Annotated in this window: 30 protein-coding genes; all 30 read right to left on the bottom strand. The window is 67.0% G+C overall.

What is annotated here, in order from left to right:
* Positions 1 to 55 precede the first annotated feature (55 nt).
* Positions 56 to 664 carry a 30S ribosomal protein S4 gene (rpsD, locus tag Q5722_RS10025; RefSeq protein WP_188783967.1) on the bottom strand — a complete coding sequence of 203 codons (609 nt, stop codon included), beginning with the start codon at positions 662 to 664 and terminating at the stop codon, positions 56 to 58.
* A 29-nt stretch (positions 665 to 693) separates the two neighbouring features.
* Positions 694 to 1,101 (bottom strand): 30S ribosomal protein S11, encoded by a 408-nt coding sequence (gene rpsK / locus Q5722_RS10020; RefSeq protein ID WP_120060198.1) that lies wholly within the window; start codon positions 1,099 to 1,101, stop codon positions 694 to 696.
* A 58-nt stretch (positions 1,102 to 1,159) separates the two neighbouring features.
* Positions 1,160 to 1,534 carry a 30S ribosomal protein S13 gene (gene rpsM, locus Q5722_RS10015; protein WP_305028063.1) on the bottom strand — a complete coding sequence of 125 codons (375 nt, stop codon included), beginning with the start codon at positions 1,532 to 1,534 and terminating at the stop codon, positions 1,160 to 1,162.
* A 178-nt stretch (positions 1,535 to 1,712) separates the two neighbouring features.
* Complete coding sequence (gene rpmJ / locus Q5722_RS10010) at positions 1,713 to 1,826, bottom strand: 50S ribosomal protein L36 (protein WP_004008316.1); 114 nt, start codon at positions 1,824 to 1,826, stop codon at positions 1,713 to 1,715.
* Positions 1,827 to 1,855: 29 nt separating this feature from the next.
* Entirely contained in the window at positions 1,856 to 2,077 is a 222-nt protein-coding gene (infA, locus tag Q5722_RS10005) for a translation initiation factor IF-1 (protein ID WP_026145687.1), read from the bottom strand.
* Between the two features lie 226 nt (positions 2,078 to 2,303).
* Positions 2,304 to 3,377, bottom strand: a complete 1,074-nt coding sequence (locus tag Q5722_RS10000) for an LLM class flavin-dependent oxidoreductase (RefSeq protein ID WP_305028060.1) — start codon at positions 3,375 to 3,377, stop codon at positions 2,304 to 2,306.
* Between the two features lie 36 nt (positions 3,378 to 3,413).
* Positions 3,414 to 4,265 (bottom strand): type I methionyl aminopeptidase, encoded by an 852-nt coding sequence (gene map, locus Q5722_RS09995; RefSeq protein WP_305028059.1) that lies wholly within the window; start codon positions 4,263 to 4,265, stop codon positions 3,414 to 3,416.
* A gap of 1 nt (position 4,266) precedes the next feature.
* Positions 4,267 to 4,839, bottom strand: coding sequence for an adenylate kinase (locus tag Q5722_RS09990; protein WP_305028058.1), 573 nt, complete (start codon positions 4,837 to 4,839; stop codon positions 4,267 to 4,269).
* Positions 4,839 to 6,143: a preprotein translocase subunit SecY gene (gene secY / locus Q5722_RS09985; RefSeq protein ID WP_305028057.1), complete on the bottom strand. Its 1,305-nt coding sequence runs from the start codon at positions 6,141 to 6,143 to the stop codon at positions 4,839 to 4,841. The genes Q5722_RS09990 and secY overlap by 1 nt, the downstream gene beginning before the upstream one ends.
* Before the next feature lie 174 nt (positions 6,144 to 6,317).
* Positions 6,318 to 6,761 carry a 50S ribosomal protein L15 gene (gene rplO, locus Q5722_RS09980; RefSeq protein ID WP_305028056.1) on the bottom strand — a complete coding sequence of 148 codons (444 nt, stop codon included), beginning with the start codon at positions 6,759 to 6,761 and terminating at the stop codon, positions 6,318 to 6,320.
* Between the two features lies 1 nt (position 6,762).
* Entirely contained in the window at positions 6,763 to 6,945 is a 183-nt protein-coding gene (gene rpmD / locus Q5722_RS09975; RefSeq protein ID WP_107700740.1) for a 50S ribosomal protein L30, read from the bottom strand.
* On the bottom strand, positions 6,945 to 7,559 hold the full coding sequence (rpsE, locus tag Q5722_RS09970) for a 30S ribosomal protein S5 (RefSeq protein ID WP_305028055.1): 615 nt from the start codon (positions 7,557 to 7,559) through the stop codon (positions 6,945 to 6,947). Before rpsE ends, rpmD begins: the two co-directional genes overlap by 1 nt.
* Positions 7,560 to 7,588: 29 nt before the next feature.
* Complete coding sequence (gene rplR / locus Q5722_RS09965) at positions 7,589 to 7,972, bottom strand: 50S ribosomal protein L18 (protein ID WP_305028359.1); 384 nt, start codon at positions 7,970 to 7,972, stop codon at positions 7,589 to 7,591.
* A gap of 2 nt (positions 7,973 to 7,974) precedes the next feature.
* A complete protein-coding gene (gene rplF, locus Q5722_RS09960; RefSeq protein ID WP_305028054.1) occupies positions 7,975 to 8,514 on the bottom strand; it encodes a 50S ribosomal protein L6 in 540 nt (179 codons plus the stop codon).
* A gap of 27 nt (positions 8,515 to 8,541) precedes the next feature.
* The gene (gene rpsH, locus Q5722_RS09955; RefSeq protein WP_305028053.1) at positions 8,542 to 8,961 is read right to left on the bottom strand and encodes a 30S ribosomal protein S8; all 420 of its coding nucleotides are present in this window, start codon (positions 8,959 to 8,961) and stop codon (positions 8,542 to 8,544) included.
* 83 nt (positions 8,962 to 9,044) lie between these two features.
* Positions 9,045 to 9,230 (bottom strand): type Z 30S ribosomal protein S14, encoded by a 186-nt coding sequence (locus Q5722_RS09950; RefSeq protein ID WP_010831721.1) that lies wholly within the window; start codon positions 9,228 to 9,230, stop codon positions 9,045 to 9,047.
* A gap of 1 nt (position 9,231) precedes the next feature.
* Entirely contained in the window at positions 9,232 to 9,789 is a 558-nt protein-coding gene (rplE, locus tag Q5722_RS09945; RefSeq protein WP_305028052.1) for a 50S ribosomal protein L5, read from the bottom strand.
* Positions 9,789 to 10,136 carry a 50S ribosomal protein L24 gene (rplX, locus tag Q5722_RS09940; protein ID WP_305028051.1) on the bottom strand — a complete coding sequence of 116 codons (348 nt, stop codon included), beginning with the start codon at positions 10,134 to 10,136 and terminating at the stop codon, positions 9,789 to 9,791. The genes rplE and rplX overlap by 1 nt, the downstream gene beginning before the upstream one ends.
* Positions 10,136 to 10,504, bottom strand: a complete 369-nt coding sequence (rplN, locus tag Q5722_RS09935) for a 50S ribosomal protein L14 (RefSeq protein ID WP_131585643.1) — start codon at positions 10,502 to 10,504, stop codon at positions 10,136 to 10,138. Before rplN ends, rplX begins: the two co-directional genes overlap by 1 nt.
* A gap of 124 nt (positions 10,505 to 10,628) precedes the next feature.
* Positions 10,629 to 10,904 (bottom strand): 30S ribosomal protein S17, encoded by a 276-nt coding sequence (rpsQ, locus tag Q5722_RS09930; RefSeq protein ID WP_131585642.1) that lies wholly within the window; start codon positions 10,902 to 10,904, stop codon positions 10,629 to 10,631.
* Positions 10,904 to 11,134, bottom strand: a complete 231-nt coding sequence (gene rpmC, locus Q5722_RS09925) for a 50S ribosomal protein L29 (protein WP_305028050.1) — start codon at positions 11,132 to 11,134, stop codon at positions 10,904 to 10,906. Before rpmC ends, rpsQ begins: the two co-directional genes overlap by 1 nt.
* Positions 11,134 to 11,553 (bottom strand): 50S ribosomal protein L16, encoded by a 420-nt coding sequence (gene rplP / locus Q5722_RS09920; protein ID WP_305028049.1) that lies wholly within the window; start codon positions 11,551 to 11,553, stop codon positions 11,134 to 11,136. Before rplP ends, rpmC begins: the two co-directional genes overlap by 1 nt.
* A 4-nt stretch (positions 11,554 to 11,557) precedes the next feature.
* Positions 11,558 to 12,388, bottom strand: coding sequence for a 30S ribosomal protein S3 (gene rpsC, locus Q5722_RS09915; RefSeq protein WP_305028048.1), 831 nt, complete (start codon positions 12,386 to 12,388; stop codon positions 11,558 to 11,560).
* Between the two features lie 2 nt (positions 12,389 to 12,390).
* Positions 12,391 to 12,789 carry a 50S ribosomal protein L22 gene (gene rplV, locus Q5722_RS09910; protein ID WP_305028047.1) on the bottom strand — a complete coding sequence of 133 codons (399 nt, stop codon included), beginning with the start codon at positions 12,787 to 12,789 and terminating at the stop codon, positions 12,391 to 12,393.
* Entirely contained in the window at positions 12,786 to 13,067 is a 282-nt protein-coding gene (gene rpsS / locus Q5722_RS09905; RefSeq protein ID WP_107700753.1) for a 30S ribosomal protein S19, read from the bottom strand. Before rpsS ends, rplV begins: the two co-directional genes overlap by 4 nt.
* A complete protein-coding gene (gene rplB / locus Q5722_RS09900) occupies positions 13,067 to 13,903 on the bottom strand; it encodes a 50S ribosomal protein L2 (protein ID WP_305028046.1) in 837 nt (278 codons plus the stop codon). Before rplB ends, rpsS begins: the two co-directional genes overlap by 1 nt.
* Complete coding sequence (rplW, locus tag Q5722_RS09895; RefSeq protein ID WP_305028045.1) at positions 13,903 to 14,205, bottom strand: 50S ribosomal protein L23; 303 nt, start codon at positions 14,203 to 14,205, stop codon at positions 13,903 to 13,905. Before rplW ends, rplB begins: the two co-directional genes overlap by 1 nt.
* A 2-nt stretch (positions 14,206 to 14,207) precedes the next feature.
* Positions 14,208 to 14,804 carry a 50S ribosomal protein L4, sunset domain variant gene (rplD, locus tag Q5722_RS09890; RefSeq protein WP_305028044.1) on the bottom strand — a complete coding sequence of 199 codons (597 nt, stop codon included), beginning with the start codon at positions 14,802 to 14,804 and terminating at the stop codon, positions 14,208 to 14,210.
* Positions 14,801 to 15,460, bottom strand: coding sequence for a 50S ribosomal protein L3 (rplC, locus tag Q5722_RS09885; protein WP_305028043.1), 660 nt, complete (start codon positions 15,458 to 15,460; stop codon positions 14,801 to 14,803). Before rplC ends, rplD begins: the two co-directional genes overlap by 4 nt.
* A gap of 11 nt (positions 15,461 to 15,471) precedes the next feature.
* Positions 15,472 to 15,780 (bottom strand): 30S ribosomal protein S10, encoded by a 309-nt coding sequence (rpsJ, locus tag Q5722_RS09880; RefSeq protein ID WP_008360994.1) that lies wholly within the window; start codon positions 15,778 to 15,780, stop codon positions 15,472 to 15,474.
* Positions 15,781 to 16,030 lie beyond the last annotated feature (250 nt).

The raw sequence follows: 16,030 nt of genomic DNA, 5'->3' as shown, positions 1-16,030 counted from the left end.
TGAAGTTGCGGAGCGATGTTCCCGGGCCCGCCGGAGCGGGCCCGGGAACGAAGAATCACTTCTTCGAGTAGTACTCGACGATCAGCTGCTCCTGGACGGGCAGGTCGATCTGCGCCCGAACCGGAAGCTGGTGCACGAGGATCCGCATGCGGCCCGGGATGGCCTCGAGCCACGCCGGGACGATGCGCTCGCCGTGGGTCTCACGCGCGACGATGAACGGGGTCATCTCGAGCGACTTCTCGCGGACGTCGATGACGTCGTACTGCGAGACCTGGAACGACGGGATGTTGACCTTCTTGCCGTTCACGAGGAAGTGACCGTGGACGACGAGCTGGCGGGCGTGCTTGCGGGTGCGGGCGAAGCCGGCGCGGTACACGACGTTGTCGAGGCGGGCCTCGAGCAGCTGGAGGAGGTTCTCACCGGTCTTGCCGGAGCGACGCGACGCCTCGACGTAGTACTTGTGGAACTGCTTCTCCAGGACGCCGTAGGTGAAGCGGGCCTTCTGCTTCTCGCGAAGCTGGAGGAGGAACTCGCTCTCCTTGACGCGGCCGCGGCCGTGCTGGCCCGGCGGGTAGGGACGCTTCTCGAACGCAGCGTCGCCGCCAACGAGGTCGACACCGAGACGGCGCGACTTCTTGGTCATGGGGCCGGTGTAACGGGCCATATCTCAAAGTCTCCTAAAGTCTCGGGTGATCAGACGCGACGGCGCTTGGGCGGGCGGCAACCGTTGTGCGGGGCCGGCGTGACGTCCTGGATGGTGCCGACCTCGAGGCCGATGGCACCGAGCGAACGGATGGCGGTCTCACGACCGGAACCCGGGCCCTTGACGAACACGTCGATCTTCTTCATGCCGTGCTCCATGGCACGGCGGCCGGCGGCCTCGGCGGCCATCTGCGCGGCGAACGGCGTGGACTTGCGCGAGCCCTTGAAGCCGACGGTGCCGGCAGAGGCCCACGAGATCACGGCACCGGTGGGGTCCGTGATGGTGACGATGGTGTTGTTGAACGTGCTCTTGATGTGGGCTTCGCCCTGAGCGACGTTCTTCTTCTCCTTGCGGCGGATCTTGGTCTTCGCCGCAGCCTGTCGGCTCTTGGGAGGCATTCAGAATCTCCTGAGGTGGCTGGTCTGTGAGTTCGAGGAAGTCAGAAGGACCGGAAGGTCACTTCTTCTTCTTGCCGGCGACGGTGCGCTTCGGGCCCTTGCGGGTACGAGCGTTGGTCTTGGTGCGCTGACCGTGGACCGGGAGGCCCATGCGGTGGCGGCGACCCTGGTAGCTGCCGATCTCGATCTTGCGGCGGATGTCGGCGGCGACCTCACGACGGAGGTCACCCTCGATCTTGAGGCCGGCGGCCTCGATCGCGTCGCGGAGCTTGACCAGCTCCTCGTCACCCAGCTCGTGAACGCGGAGCGACGGGTTCACGCCCGTGGTCTCCAGGAGCTGAGCGGCGGTGGTACGGCCGATGCCGTAGATGTAGGTGAGCGCGATCTCGATGCGCTTGTCACGCGGGAGATCCACACCAACGAGGCGTGCCATGAATGGCGGTCCCTTCGGTAGTTCACAGAGGTGTCTGGTCGTGTCGCGTCCCGGGTGGGTACCCAGGCTCCGGCCTCTGCTCCGGAGGTGGCTTCACGCCGTACGGCGCTAGCGACTCGATTGAGTGGTGGTGCTGTGTTGCTGGTTGCGAGGGAGGCGGGACCGAGGGCCCCGGGCCTCAGCCCTGGCGCTGCTTGTGGCGCGGGTTCTCGCAGATCACCATGACGCGGCCGTGGCGACGGATCACCTTGCACTTGTCACAGATCGGCTTGACGGAGGGGTTGACCTTCATGTCAGCCCTTTCTAGCTAGTTCGGCTGTGTCACTTGTAGCGGTAGACGATGCGACCCCGGGTGAGGTCGTAGGGAGAGAGCTCCACCACCACGCGGTCCTCGGGGAGGATGCGGATGTAGTGCTGGCGCATCTTGCCGCTGATGTGGGCGAGCACCTTGTGACCGTTGCTCAGCTCCACCCGGAACATCGCGTTGGGCAGTGCTTCAGTGATCGTGCCCTCGAGCTCGATCACGCCTTCCTTCTTCGGCATGCCATCCCATCTTGTTGCTGCTTCTACCGGTGGCCCGGGAACCTCTCGCCGTCGGGACGAGTGGACCTCGTGTGTCGTCTGTGGCGCTCATTTCCCCGGGCGCGTGCGAGCCACCGAGAACGGTGGAGGCGTTGCGATCCGGGCAGCCGCGAGGCACCACGAAACAGACCCACGTTGGGCCGACGGACCAGTCTAGCCACGGCGTGGCGCGTTGACCTAATCCGATCTAGTCCCGCCGGGCGCCGTGCCCCTCATCGACCAGCTCGCTCGCGAGCAGGCGCAGGGTCTCCTCGCGCGCCGGCGCCGCATCGCGCGGCGTCCCCTTCAGGGCGCCTGCGACCGGGTGCACCATGACCTCGTCCACGCCGTACGTCGCCGCCAGCTCGCGCACCTGGGCGGCTGCGGACGCCGGGTCACCGACCACCCAGCGCCGCAGCATCGCCGACGCGAGACCCCGCTGCTCCTCCGGGATTCCGAACAGCTCGGCGTCCTCCACCAGGCGCTGGGGGAAGAGCTCTGCGCCGTGCATCAGGGCCAGCATCGACTGCTGGTTCGGCAGCGCCAGCCGCTCCGCCTCGGCAGCCGTCGCCGCGACGACCGCGTTGACGGTCAGGAACGTCTGCGGCTCGGGGTGCTCAGCACTCGGCCGGTACGCCGAGCGGTAGAGGGCAAGCGCCTCGGCCGTCCCCTTCCCCGCGAAGTGATGGGCGAAGACGTAGGGAAGACCGCGCTCCGCCGCGAGCCGTGCCGAGTAGTCGGAGGAACCCAGCAGCCAGGCCGTGGGCACGGACCGAGCGGCGGGCGTCGCCCGGAGACCGTGGCGGCGGCTGCCGAGCTGGGCCTCCACGCCGTCGGGCTCGAGCAGCATCCGCACCTCGTCGACGTACTCGGGAAAGCGGGCGACCGGGTCCTCCTCGGTCGGCCCGGCTCCCCCGCGCAGCACGTAACGGGTCAGCGGGTCCGTGCCGGGTGCGCGACCGATGCCGAGGTCGATGCGCCCGGGGTGTGCCGCCTCGAGCAGGGCGAACTGCTCCGCCACGACGTACGGCGCGTGGTTGGGCAGCATCACCCCGCCAGAGCCGACACGGATCCGCGAGGTGGCTGCCGCCAGCATCGCGATCAGCACGGGCGGGTTGGTCGCCGCGACACCGGGCATGTTGTGGTGCTCGGCCACCCAGTAGCGACGCAGGCCGAGCTCGTCGGCCACGCGGGCGAGCCGGCGCGAGGCCGCGAGGGCGTCGCCGGTGGACTGGTCCGAGCGGACGGGGACGAGGTCGAGGACCGAGAGCGCGGGAGTCACGAGGTGCTCAACCCCGCCGACACCGTCGGTGTTCCGTCAGGAGAGTCCGCCGAAGGGGACCCCGAGCTCGGCGAGCCGGGCCTCTCCCCCGTCGAGCGCCGTCAGCACCCAGGCGCCACCCGCGGTCATCGCGACGGTGTGCTCGAAGTGTGCGGCCCAGGAGCCGTCCTGCGACGCGATGGTCCACTCGTCGTCGTAGGTCTTCCAGCGGTGCGAGCCGAGCGTGACCATCGGCTCGATGGCGAGCGCGAGGCCACGCTCCACCTTCGGGCCGCGACCGGCGCGGCCGTAGTTGGGGACGTCAGGGGCCATGTGCAGCTGTGACCCGATGCCGTGACCGGTGAAGTCCTCGAGGATGCCCCAGGAGCCGCCGGTCGGGTGCGCCTGGCTTCGCAGGTAACCCTCGACGGCGGCGGAGACGTCGGTGACGCGGCCGCCGAGACGCAGGGCCGCGATGCCGGCCCACAGCGACTCCTCGGTCACCCGCAGCAGCTCGCGCACGTCACCGCCCACCGCGGCGTCCCCGCCCACGGGGACCGTGATCGCGGAGTCGCCGTGCCAGCCCTCGACGATGGCGCCGCAGTCGATGGAGACGATGTCGCCCTCGACGAGCACCCGCTCGTTGGGGATCCCGTGCACGATCTCGTCGTTGACCGAGGCACAGATCGTCGCCGGGAACGGCGGGTGGCTGTACCCCTTGAACGACGGGATGCCGCCGCCCGAGCGGATGGTGTCCTCCGCGATCGCGTCGAGCTGGAGCGTGGTGACGCCCGGCTTGACCGCCGCGCGCACTGCCTCGAGCGCCTGCCCCGTCAGGAGGCCGGCCTTCCGCATGACACGGAGCTGCTCGGGGCTCTTGATCTCGACGGCGCGACCGCGGAGGCTCACGTCAGCCTCGCAGGGAGTCGACGACGGCGGCGATGCGCGCCGCGACCTCGTCGATGGTGCCGATGCCGTCGACCTCGTGCAGGATGCCGCGCTCCTGGTAGAGCGGCACCAGCGCGGCGGTCTCGGCGTCGTAGACGTCCTGGCGGTGGCGGATGACCTCTTCGGTGTCATCGGCACGACCGCTGGTCTCGGCGCGCTTGATCATGCGCTGCACGAGCTCCTCACGGTCCTCGACCACGAGCGAGATGACGCCGTCGAGCTTGGTGCCCATCGAGGCCAGGATGTCGTCGAGCTCGGCGACCTGGTCCGCCGTCCGCGGGTAGCCGTCGAGGACGAACGCCTGCGCGTCGGGCTGGGCGAGACGGTCACGGACCATGCCGTTGGTGACCTCGTCCGGGACGTACTGGCCCTTGTCCATGTAGGAGCGGGCGAGCTGACCGAGCTCGGTGTTGTTGGCCAGGTTCTCGCGGAACATGTCGCCCGTCGAGATGTGCGCACCACCGATGCTCTTGGCGAGGTCGACGGCCTGGGTGCCCTTGCCCGCACCCGGCGGGCCCATGATGAGAAGTCGCATCAGCGGAGGAATCCTTCGTAGTTGCGCTGCTGGAGCTGGCTCTCGATCTGCTTCACCGTGTCGAGCGCGACACCGACCATGATGAGGATCGAGGTGCCGCCGAACGGGAACTTCTGGCTGGCGTGCAGCACTGCGAAGGCGATCAGCGGGATCAGCGAGATCAGACCGAGGTAGAGAGCTCCCGGCAGCGTGATCCGGGACAGGACGTACGCGAGGTAGTCCTCGGTCGGCTTGCCCGCCCGGATCCCGGGGATGAAGCCGCCGTACTTCTTCATGTTGTCCGCGACCTCAGCAGGGTTGAACGTGATCGAGACGTAGAAGTAGGTGAAGAAGATGATGAGGCCGAAGTAGAGGGCCATGTAGAGCGGGTGGTCACCACCGACGAGGTAGTCGTTGAGCCAGGTGACCCACTTCGCCTGGTCGGTCTTGCCCTGGTTGAACTGCACGGCCATCGCCGGCAGGTAGAGCAGCGAGCTGGCGAAGATGACGGGGATGATGCCGGCCTGGTTGACCTTCAGCGGGATGTAGGTCGAGCTGCCGCCGAACATCTTGCGGCCGACCATGCGGCGGGCGTACTGCACCGGGATGCGGCGCTGCGCCTGCTCGATGAAGATGACGCCGGCGACGATGACGAGACCGATCGCCATGACGATCGCGAACGTCGCCCAGCCCTTCGACTGCTTCACGCCCCAGAGCGCGCCCGGGAAGGTCGCGACGACCTGGGTGAAGATCAGGATCGACATGCCGTTGCCGATGCCGCGGTCGGTGATGAGCTCGCCCAGCCACATGATCACGGCCGTGCCGGCAGTCATCGTGACGACCATGACCAGGAAGACCTGGATGCTGTCGTTGTTGTAGAGCAGGTCGTTGCTGCAGCCCTGGAGGAGCTGCTTCGAGCGCGCGAGCGCGACGATGCCGGTGGCCTGCAGCAGCGCGAGCGCCAGCGTGAGGTACCGGGTGTACTGGGTGATCTTCTGCTGGCCGGCCTGGCCCTCGTTCTTGAGGGCCTCCAGGCGCGGGATCACGACCACGAGAAGCTGCAGGATGATGCTCGCCGTGATGTACGGCATGATCCCGAGCGCGAAGATGGTCAGCTGCAGCAGCGCGCCACCCGAGAACAGGTTGATCAGGTTGTAGACGCTGTTGTCCTTGATGTCGTTGAGGCAACCCTCGACATTCGCGACGTTGACGCCCGGCGCGGGGATCTGCGATCCCAGGCGGAAGAGGACGATGACGAAGAGCACGAACAGCAACTTGCGTCGCAGGTCCGGCGTCCGGAAGGCGTTGGCGAACGCGCCCAGCACGGTGATCCTCTTCTCAGTTGCAGCAGACAGTGGGGAGACACGTGCCCGGCGGCCCTTCCGCTTCGAAGCGGGGCCGGCACGGGCTCGGGAAGCCTAACAGGCAGGGGTGTGACCCAAACCGCGCGAGGGGCGCCGGACGAATCCGGAGCCCCTCGCGGTGGTTGCTTGACCTGGTCAGGCGACGGTGACGGAACCGCCGGCAGCCTCGATCTTCTCCTTGGCAGAGCCGGAGAAGGCGTCAGCGGTGACCTGGACGGCGACGGTGATGTCACCGGAGCCCAGGACCTTGACCGGGTGGCCGTCACGAACCGCGCCCTTGGCGACGAGGTCGGCAACGGTGACCGCGCCGCCCTCGGGGAAGAGCTCGGAGATCCGGTCCAGGTTCACGACCTGGAAGACCACCTTGAACGGGTTCTTGAAGCCCTTGAGCTTCGGCAGACGCATGTGGATCGGCATCTGGCCACCCTCGAAGGCAACCGGAACCTGGTAACGCGCCTTGGTGCCCTTGGTACCACGACCGGCGGTCTTACCCTTGGAGCCCTCACCACGACCAACACGGGTCTTGGCGGTCTTGGCTCCCGGGGCGGGACGCAGGTGGTGCAGCTTCAGAGCGGCCATGTCAGTTGACCTCCTCGACCGTCACGAGGTGACGGACCGTGTTGACCATGCCCCGGATCTCCGGGCGGTCTTCCTTGACGACCACGTCGCCGATCCGCTTGAGACCCAGCGTGCGCAGGGTCTCGCGCTGGTTCTGCTTCAGACCGACCTTGCCGCGGAGCTGAGTCACCTTGAGCTGGGCCATCAGGAAGACACCTCCGCACGGGCCTTGAGCAGAGCGGCCGGGGCAACGTGCTCGACCGGGAGGCCGCGACGGCTGGCAACAGCCTCCGGCTCCTCGAGCATCTTGAGCGCCTCGACCGTCGCGTGGACGATGTTGATCTGGTTGGACGAACCGAGCGACTTGCTCAGGACGTCGTGAATGCCGGCGCACTCGAGCACGGCGCGAACCGGACCACCCGCGATGACACCGGTACCCGGAGCGGCCGGACGGAGCAGGACGACGCCCGCAGCCTTCTCGCCCTGGACCGGGTGGGGGATGGTGCCCTGGATGCGGGGGACCTTGAAGAAGTGCTTCTTGGCCTCCTCAACACCCTTGGCGATGGCGGCCGGCACCTCCTTCGCCTTGCCGTAGCCGACGCCGACCATGCCTTCGCCGTCACCGACGATCACGAGGGCGGTGAAGCTGAAGCGACGACCACCCTTCACGACCTTGGCGACACGGTTGATCGCGACGACACGCTCGATGTAGGCGGTCTTGTCGGCGTTCTGGTCACCGCGACGACCGTCGCGGCCTCCACGACCGCCCGACTGGCGCTCGCCACCGGCGCGCTGACCGCGCTGCTGGGCTCCGCTCATCAGACTTTCCTCTTCTCTCTCTGTCGCAATCAGAAGGTCAGACCGGCCTCGCGGGCGGAGTCCGCCAGCGCAGCGATGCGACCGTGGTACTTGTTACCGGCACGGTCGAAGACGACCGCCTCGATGCCCGCAGCCTTGGCGCGCTCGGCGACGAGCTCGCCGACCTTCTTCGCCTTGGCAGTCTTGTCGCCCTCGAAGGCACGAACGTCCTTCTCCATGGTCGACGCGTACGCGAGCGTCTTGCCGACGAGGTCGTTGACGACCTGGACGGAAAGGTGCTTGGCCGACTTCGTGACGACCAGGCGCGGACGCTCGTCCGTACCGGAGATCTTCTTGCGGCCACGAACCTGACGCTTGAGGCGCGAACGCACTCGAGCGGAGGTGTGCTTGTTGTTCTTGAGCGAGATCGCCATGGTCACTTACCAGCCTTTCCGACCTTGCGACGGATGTGCTCGCCGGCGTAGCGGACGCCCTTGCCCTTGTAGGGCTCCGGCTTCCGCAGCTTGCGAATGTTGGCAGCGACCTCACCGACGAGCTGCTTGTCGATGCCCAGGACGGCCAGCTTGACCGGACCGTCCGTGGTGAAGGTGATGCCCTCGGGGGCGTCGAAGGTGATCGAGTGCGAGTAGCCGAGCTGGAACTCGAGCTGCGTCGGGCCCTTCGGCAGGACGCGGTAACCCACGCCGACGATCTCGAGCTTCTTCTCGTAGCCCTCGGTGACGCCGGTGACCATGTTGCTGATCAGGGTCCGGGTCAGGCCGTGGTACGACTTCGCCTGACGGCTGTCGTCCGGGCGGATGACGTCCAGGACGCCCTCGTTCTTCTCGACCGTGATCGGCGCGACGACGTTGTGGGACAGGGTGCCCTTGGGACCCTTGACGGTCACGAGGTCGCCCTCGATGGTCACGTCCACGTTCGCCGGGACCGTGATCGGGAGCTTGCCAATGCGCGACATGCTTCTTCTTCCTCTCTCGGTCTCAGATCACCAGACGTAGGCGAGGACTTCGCCGCCCACGCCCTTCTGGTTCGCCTGGCGGTCGGTGAGCAGGCCCTGCGACGTCGAGATGATCGCGACGCCGAGACCGCCGAGCACCTTCGGGAGACCCGTGTGCTTGGCGTAGACCCGGAGGCCCGGCTTGCTGATGCGGCGGACGCCAGCGATGGAACGCTCGCGGCTGCGGCCGTACTTGAGGGTGATGGTCAGCGTCTTGCCGACGGCCGGCTGGCCGTCCGCGTCGACGTTGTCGGCAACCTCGTACGACGTGATGTAGCCCTCCTGCTTGAGGATGTCGGCGACACCCTGCTTCAGCTTGGAGTACGGCATGGCGACCGTGTCGTGGTACGCCTGGTTGGCGTTGCGCAGACGCGTGAGCATGTCTGCGATCGGGTCAGTCATCGTCATGATGCGTGTTCTCTCTCTGCTGCGGTTTCCGCGCGCTCAGCGGCGTACGGACCTTCAGCGATAGGTGGAAATCCGGGACCTGGTCACCAGGAGGACTTGGTCACGCCGGGGAGCTCGCCACGGTGAGCCATCTCCCGCAGGCAGATACGGCACAGGCCGAACTTGCGGTAGACGGCCTTCGGGCGGCCGCAGCGCTGGCAGCGGGTGTAACCGCGGACAGCGAACTTCGGCTTGCGCGCAGCCTTGACCTTGAGCGAAGTCTTCGCCATGTCAGTTCTCCTTGAACGGGAAGCCGAGCTGCTTGAGCAGCGCGCGGCCCTGGTCGTCGGTGGTGGCCGTGGTCACGAGCGTGATGTCCATACCGCGCGACCGGTCGATCTTGTCCTGGTCGATCTCGTGGAACATGACCTGCTCCGTGAGACCGAAGGTGTAGTTGCCACGACCGTCGAACTGGTTCGGGTTCAGACCACGGAAGTCGCGGATACGCGGGAGGGCGAGCGCCAGGAGGCGGTCGAGGAACTCCCACATGCGGTCACCACGCAGGGTGACGTGCGCACCGATCGGCATGCCCTCACGCAGCTTGAACTGCGCGATGGACTTGCGGGCCTTGGTGATCTGCGGCTTCTGGCCCGTGATCGCGGTGAGGTCCTTGACCGCACCCTCGATCAGCTTCGAGTCCTTGGCAGCGTCGCCGACACCCATGTTGACGACGATCTTCGTCAGGCCGGGGACCAGCATGACGTTGGGAAGCTCGAACTCGGCCTTGAGGGCCGGCACGATCTCCTCGCGGTAGCGGGTCTTCAGGCGGGGCTGAATGGTCTCGGTCATCAGATCTCCTCCCCCGTCTTGCGGGAGATGCGCACGGAGCGCTCCACGGTGTACGAAGAGCCGTCGGCACGCTTCTTGGTGCCCTCGACCTTCTTGAAGCCGACGCGGGTGACGCCGTCACCCTCGACGAGCATGACGTTCGAGACGTGGATCGGGGCCTCGACGGTCACGATGCCCGACTCCTGGCCCTGGGCCATCGCCTTGACGTGCTTCTTGACCTGGTTGACACCCTCGACGACGACACGGTCGTCCTCGCGGAGGACGGACAGGACCTTGCCGGTCACGCCCTTGTCCTTGCCGGCGATGACCTTGACGGTGTCACCGGTCTTGATGTTGAAGCTAGCCATCACAGCACCTCCGGAGCCAGCGAGATGATCTTCATGAACTTCTTCTCGCGCAGCTCGCGGCCCACGGGGCCGAAGATGCGGGTACCACGGGGCTCACCGTCAGCCTTGAGGATGACAGCGGCGTTCTCGTCGAACTTGATGTAGGAACCGTCCGGACGACGGCGCTCCTTCACCGTGCGCACGACGACGGCCTTGACGACGTCACCCTTCTTGACGTTGCCACCGGGGATCGCGTCCTTCACGGTGGCGACGATGACGTCACCGATACCGGCGTAGCGTCGACCCGAGCCACCGAGAACACGGATGCAAAGGATCTCCTTGGCACCGGTGTTGTCGGCGACCTTGAGTCGCGACTCCTGCTGGATCATTGATTTCTCCTGGTTGTCGAGCTGGTTCTCGCCGCCTCAGCGGGCAACGAGCCTTGCCGAACTTGCTTTGGAATCTGGGTCGGCCCCCGGCCCCGGCATCACTGCCGGGACCGGCGGCCGCAGGTCACTTGGCCTTCTCGACGATCGAGACGAGGCGCCAACGCTTCGTGGCGGACAGCGGGCGCGTCTCCATGATGGTGACGCGGTCGCCGATGCCGCACTCGTTGTTCTCGTCGTGCGCCTTCAGCTTGATCGTGCGACGCATGACCTTGCCGTAGAGGGCGTGCTTCACGCGGTCCTCGACAGAGACGACGATGGTCTTGTCCATCTTGTCGCTGACGACGAGGCCCTCGCGGACCTTGCGGGCGTTGCGCGCCTCGGTGGTGGCGTTCTCGCTCATCAGGCCTCCTCAGCCGTCGCGCCCGGCGCCGTGCGAATACCGAGCTCACGCTCGCGCACGACGGTGTAGATCCGGGCGATGTCCTTCTTGACCGTGCGGAGACGGCCGTTGCTCTCCAGCTGGCCGGTGGCGGCCTGGAAGCGGAGGTTGAACAGCTCCTCCTTGGCCTCGCGGAGCTTGGCCTCGAGGTCCGTGTTGTTCAGCTCGTCGAGCTCGAAAGCGGTAGCCATCAGAACTCACCCGCCTCTCGCGAAATGAAACGGCACTTCATGGGGAGCTTGTGGATCGCGCGGCGCATCGCCTCGCGGGCCACGTCCTCCGGAACACCGGAGAGCTCGAACATGACACGGCCGGCCTTGACGTTGGCGACCCACCACTCCGGCGAACCCTTACCGGAACCCATGCGGGTCTCGGCCGGCTTCTTCGTGAGCGGACGGTCCGGGTAGATGTTGATCCACACCTTGCCGCCACGCTTGATGTGGCGGGTCATGGCGATACGCGCAGACTCGATCTGGCGGTTCGTCACGTAGTGCGGCTCGAGGGCCTGGATACCGAACTCGCCGAAGGCGAGCGAGGTACCGCCCTTGGCAACACCACGACGGTCCGGGTGGTGCTGCTTGCGGTGCTTGACACGACGCGGCATCAGCATGGCGTCAGCCCTCCTGACCGGTGGTAACAGCCTCGGCGGCCGGCGCCTCGACGGCGGCGGTGGCCTCGGCGGGAGCCTCGGCGCGGTCAGCACGCTGCGGACGGTCACCACGCGAACCACGGTTCGGACGGTCACCACCGCGCGCCGGACGGCCACCACGGCCGGGCGCACCGGCACGGGCCGCAGCCTGCGCCTCACGCTCGGCGCGGGTGCCCGCGACCTCGCCCTTGTAGATCCAGACCTTCACGCCGATGCGGCCGAAGGTCGTCTTGGCCTCGTAGAAGCCGTAGTCGATGTCGGCACGCAGCGTGTGCAGCGGAACCTGACCCTCGCGGTAGAACTCGGTGCGCGACATCTCGGCGCCGTTGAGGCGGCCGGAGCACTGGATCTTGACGCCCTTGGCGCCAGAACGCATCGAGGTCTGGATGGCCTTCTTCATCGCACGACGGAACTGCACGCGACCGGAGAGCTGCTCGGCAACGCCCTGGGCGACGAGCTGCGCCTCGATCTCGGGGTTCTTGACCTCGAGGATGTTCAGCTGGACCTGCTTGCCGGTCAGCTTCTCGAGCTCGCCGCGGATGCGGTCGGCCTCGGCGCCACGGCGACCGATGACGATGCCCGGGCGGGCCGTGTGGATGTCCACACGGACGCGGTCACGGGTGCGCTCGATCTCGACCTTGGCGATGCCGGCGCGGTCCATGCCCTTGGAGAGCAGCTTGCGGATCGCGACGTCCTCGCCGACGTACGACGAGTACAGCTTGTCGGCGTACCAACGCGACTTGTGGTCGGTCGAGATGCCGAGACGGAATCCGTTCGGGTGGATCTTCTGACCCATGCTCAGGCCTCCTTCGGCTGCACGACGAGCGTGATGTGCGAGGTGCGCTTGTTGATGCGCGTCGCGCGGCCCTGGGCACGCGGACGCCAGCGCTTCATCGTCGGACCCTCGTCGACGCGGGCAACGCTGACGAACAGGTCAGCAGCGTTCAGGCCCTCGGTGCTCTCGGCGTTCGCGATCGCGGACTCGAGGACCTTGTAGACGGTCTCAGCGGCAGCCTGCGGAGCGAACTGCAGCAGCGACAGGGCGTCGTCCACCGGAAGACCGCGGACCATGTCGACGACACGGCGGGCCTTCATCGGCGTGATGCGCTGGAAGCGGGCGACGGCGAACGCGCCCGGCTTGTCACCGAGGAGCGACTTGCGACGGTCGCTCGTGGCGGTACGAGCAGCGGCGGTCATCGACGCTTCCCCTTCCGGTCTTCCTTCACGTGACCCTTGTAGGTACGCGTCGGAGCGAACTCACCGAGCTTGTGACCGACCATGGAGTCGGAGACGAAGACCGGCACGTGCTTGCGACCGTCGTGCACCGCGATCGTGTGTCCGATGAAGGACGGCAGGATCATGGAACGGCGCGACCAGGTCTTGATGACGTTGTGGGTGCCCTTCTCGTTCTCGGCGTCCACCTTCTTGAGAAGGTGGCCGTCGACGAAGGGACCCTTCTTGAGACTGCGCGGCATTACTTGCGGCCCTTTCCGGACTTGCGGCGACGGATGATCTGGGAGTCGCTGGCCTTGCGCTTGCGCGTGCGGCCCTCGGGCTTGCCCCACGGGGAGACCGGGTGGCGACCACCGGAGGTCTTGCCCTCACCACCACCGTGCGGGTGGTCGACCGGGTTCATGACGACACCACGGACGGTCGGGCGGACGCCCTTCCAGCGCATGCGGCCGGCCTTGCCCCAGTTGATGTTCGACTGCTCGGCGTTGCCGACCTCGCCGATCGTGGCGCGGCAGCGGACGTCGACGTACCGCATCTCGCCGGAGGGCATGCGCAGCGTGGCGCGCGAACCCTCACGGGCGACGAGCTGCGCCGACATGCCGGCCGAGCGGGCGATCTTCGCGCCGCCACCGGGACGGAGCTCGATGCAGTGGATCGTCGTACCGACGGGGATGTTGCGCAGCGGCAGGTTGTTGCCCGGCTTGATGTCGGCGTTGACGCCGGCCTCGATCGGGGTGCCCTGCGTGACGCCCTTCGGCGCGATGATGTAGCGCTTCTCGCCGTCGGCGTAGTGCAGGAGCGCGATGCGCGCGGTGCGGTTGGGGTCGTACTCGATGTGAGCGACCTTGGCCGGCACGCCGTCCTTGTCGTAACGCTTGAAGTCGATGACGCGGTAGGCACGCTTGTGACCGCCACCGATGTGACGGGTCGTGATGCGGCCCTGGTTGTTACGGCCACCGGTCTTCGGGAGCGGACGCGTGAGCGACTTCTCCGGCGTCGAGCGAGTGATCTCGACGAAGTCGGCGACCGACGAGCCACGACGGCCCGGCGTAGTCGGCTTGTACTTGCGGATGCCCATCAGGCCTGACCTCCGAAGATGTCGATGGAGTGACCCTCGGCAAGGCTGACGATGGCGCGCTTGGTGTCCTTGCGCTTGCCGAGACCCGTGCGGGTACGGCGCGTCTTGCCGACACGGTTGATCGTGTTGACCGAGGTGACCTTGACGCCGAAGACCTTCTCGACGGCGATCTTGATCTCGGTCTTGTTCGCGTCCGGGTGCACCAGGAAGGTGTACTTGTTCGCGTCGAGGAGGGCGTAGCTCTTCTCGGACACGACCGGCGCGAGCAGGATGTCGCGGTGGTCCTTGTGCAGCGTGCTCATGCTCAGGCCTCCTTCGGGGCCACGAACGCGTCGTACGCGCCCTTGGTGAAGACCACGTCGTCGGACAGCAGAACGTCGTACGTGTTCAGCTGGTCGACGGCGATGATGTGGACGTTCGCCGCGTTGCGGAGGGACAGCCAGGTGAGGTTGTCACCACGCTCAAGGACCACGAGGAACTTCGTGCGGTCCGAGAGGCCGGCGAGCGAAGCGATGGCAGCCTTGGTCGACGGCTTCTCGCCGGAGACCAGGGAGTCGACCACGTGGATCCGGCCGTTGCGGGCGCGGTCCGACAGGGCGCCCTTGAGCGCGGCGGCCTTCATCTTCTTCGGGGTGCGCTGGTCGTAGTCACGCGGCTGCGGACCGTGGACGGTGCCACCACCGGCGAACTGCGGAGCGCGGGTCGAGCCCTGGCGGGCGCGACCGGTGCCCTTCTGCTTGTACGGCTTCTTGCCACCACCGCGGACCTCGCCGCGGGTCTTGGTCGCGTGCGTGCCCTGGCGGGCAGCAGCCTGCTGGGCGACGACGACCTGGTGGATCAGCGGGATGTTCGGCTCGACGTCGAAGATCTCGACGGGAAGCTCGACCTTGAGGGTGCTCACTTGGAGGCCTCCTTCTTCACGGCGGAGCGGAGAACCACGAGACCGCCCTTGGGGCCAGGAACGGCGCCCTTGAGGAGCACGAGGCCCTTCTCGGCGTCGATCGCGTGGACCGTGATGTTCTGCGTGGTCACGATGTCGCCACCCATGCGGCCGGCCATGCGGAGACCCTTGAAGACGCGACCCGGGGTCGCGCAGGCGCCGATGGAACCGGGCTTGCGGTGGTTGCGGTGGGCACCGTGCGAAGCGGAGACACCGGCAAAGCCGTGACGCTTCATGACACCGGCGAAGCCCTTGCCCTTGGAGGTGCCGGTCACGTCGAGGACGTCGCCAGCGGCGAAGGTCTCGACGGTCAGCTCCTGGCCGGCGGCGAAGGCGGCGGCGTCAGCGGTGCGGATCTCGACCACGTGGCGGCGGGGCGTCACGCCGGCCTTGGCGAACTGGCCGGCGACCGGCTTGCTCACCTTGCGGCCGTCGATCTCGCCGTAGCCGACCTGCACGGCGTTGTAGCCGTCGGTCTCGACCTTGCGGACCGCGGTGACGACGTTGGTCGCCGCGGAAACGACAGTCAGGGGGACGATCTTGTTGTTCTCGTCCCAGGTCTGCGTCATGCCGAGCTTGGTGCCCAGCAGACCCTTCACGTTGCGCTCGTAAGTCATCTCGATCTACCTCAGAGCTTGATCTCGATGTCGACGCCGGCAGGCAGGTCGAGACGCATGAGCGAGTCGACGGTCTTCGGCGTGGGGTCGATGATGTCGATGAGGCGCTTGTGGGTGCGCATCTCGAAGTGCTCGCGCGAGTCCTTGTACTTGTGCGGCGAGCGAATGACGCAGTAGACGTTCTTCTCGGTCGGCAGCGGCACCGGGCCGGCGACCTTCGCGCCCGTACGGGTCACGGTGTCAACGATCTTGCGCGCCGAGGTGTCGATCACCTCGTGGTCATAGGCCTTGAGCCTGATGCGGATCTTCTGTCCCGCCATAGGTCTCTCTCGTCCTTCGTGTCAGTGCCGGGCTCTCGCCGACACCTGCGTTCTGTGTCGAGATCGGCTCCGGGTGAAGCCGTCCCGCCTGTTGTTCCCCACCCCACTCGACCCCCGCGGTCGGGCGTGTCGCGCTATTGCTTCGCAACGAATCGCCGGCCCCGGGTAGGCCTCGTGGTGTTGTGCGGTGCGTCCGACGGTTTATCGGACTGGAATCGGGTCTCCTGGATCGGTGCGGCCACAGCACAAC

This window comes from Nocardioides jiangxiensis (assembly GCF_030580915.1).
Classification (GTDB): Bacteria; Actinomycetota; Actinomycetes; order Propionibacteriales; family Nocardioidaceae; genus Nocardioides; species Nocardioides jiangxiensis.
The sequence above is the reverse complement of the archived record's forward strand: the minus strand, read 5'-3'. Positions and strand labels throughout refer to the sequence as shown.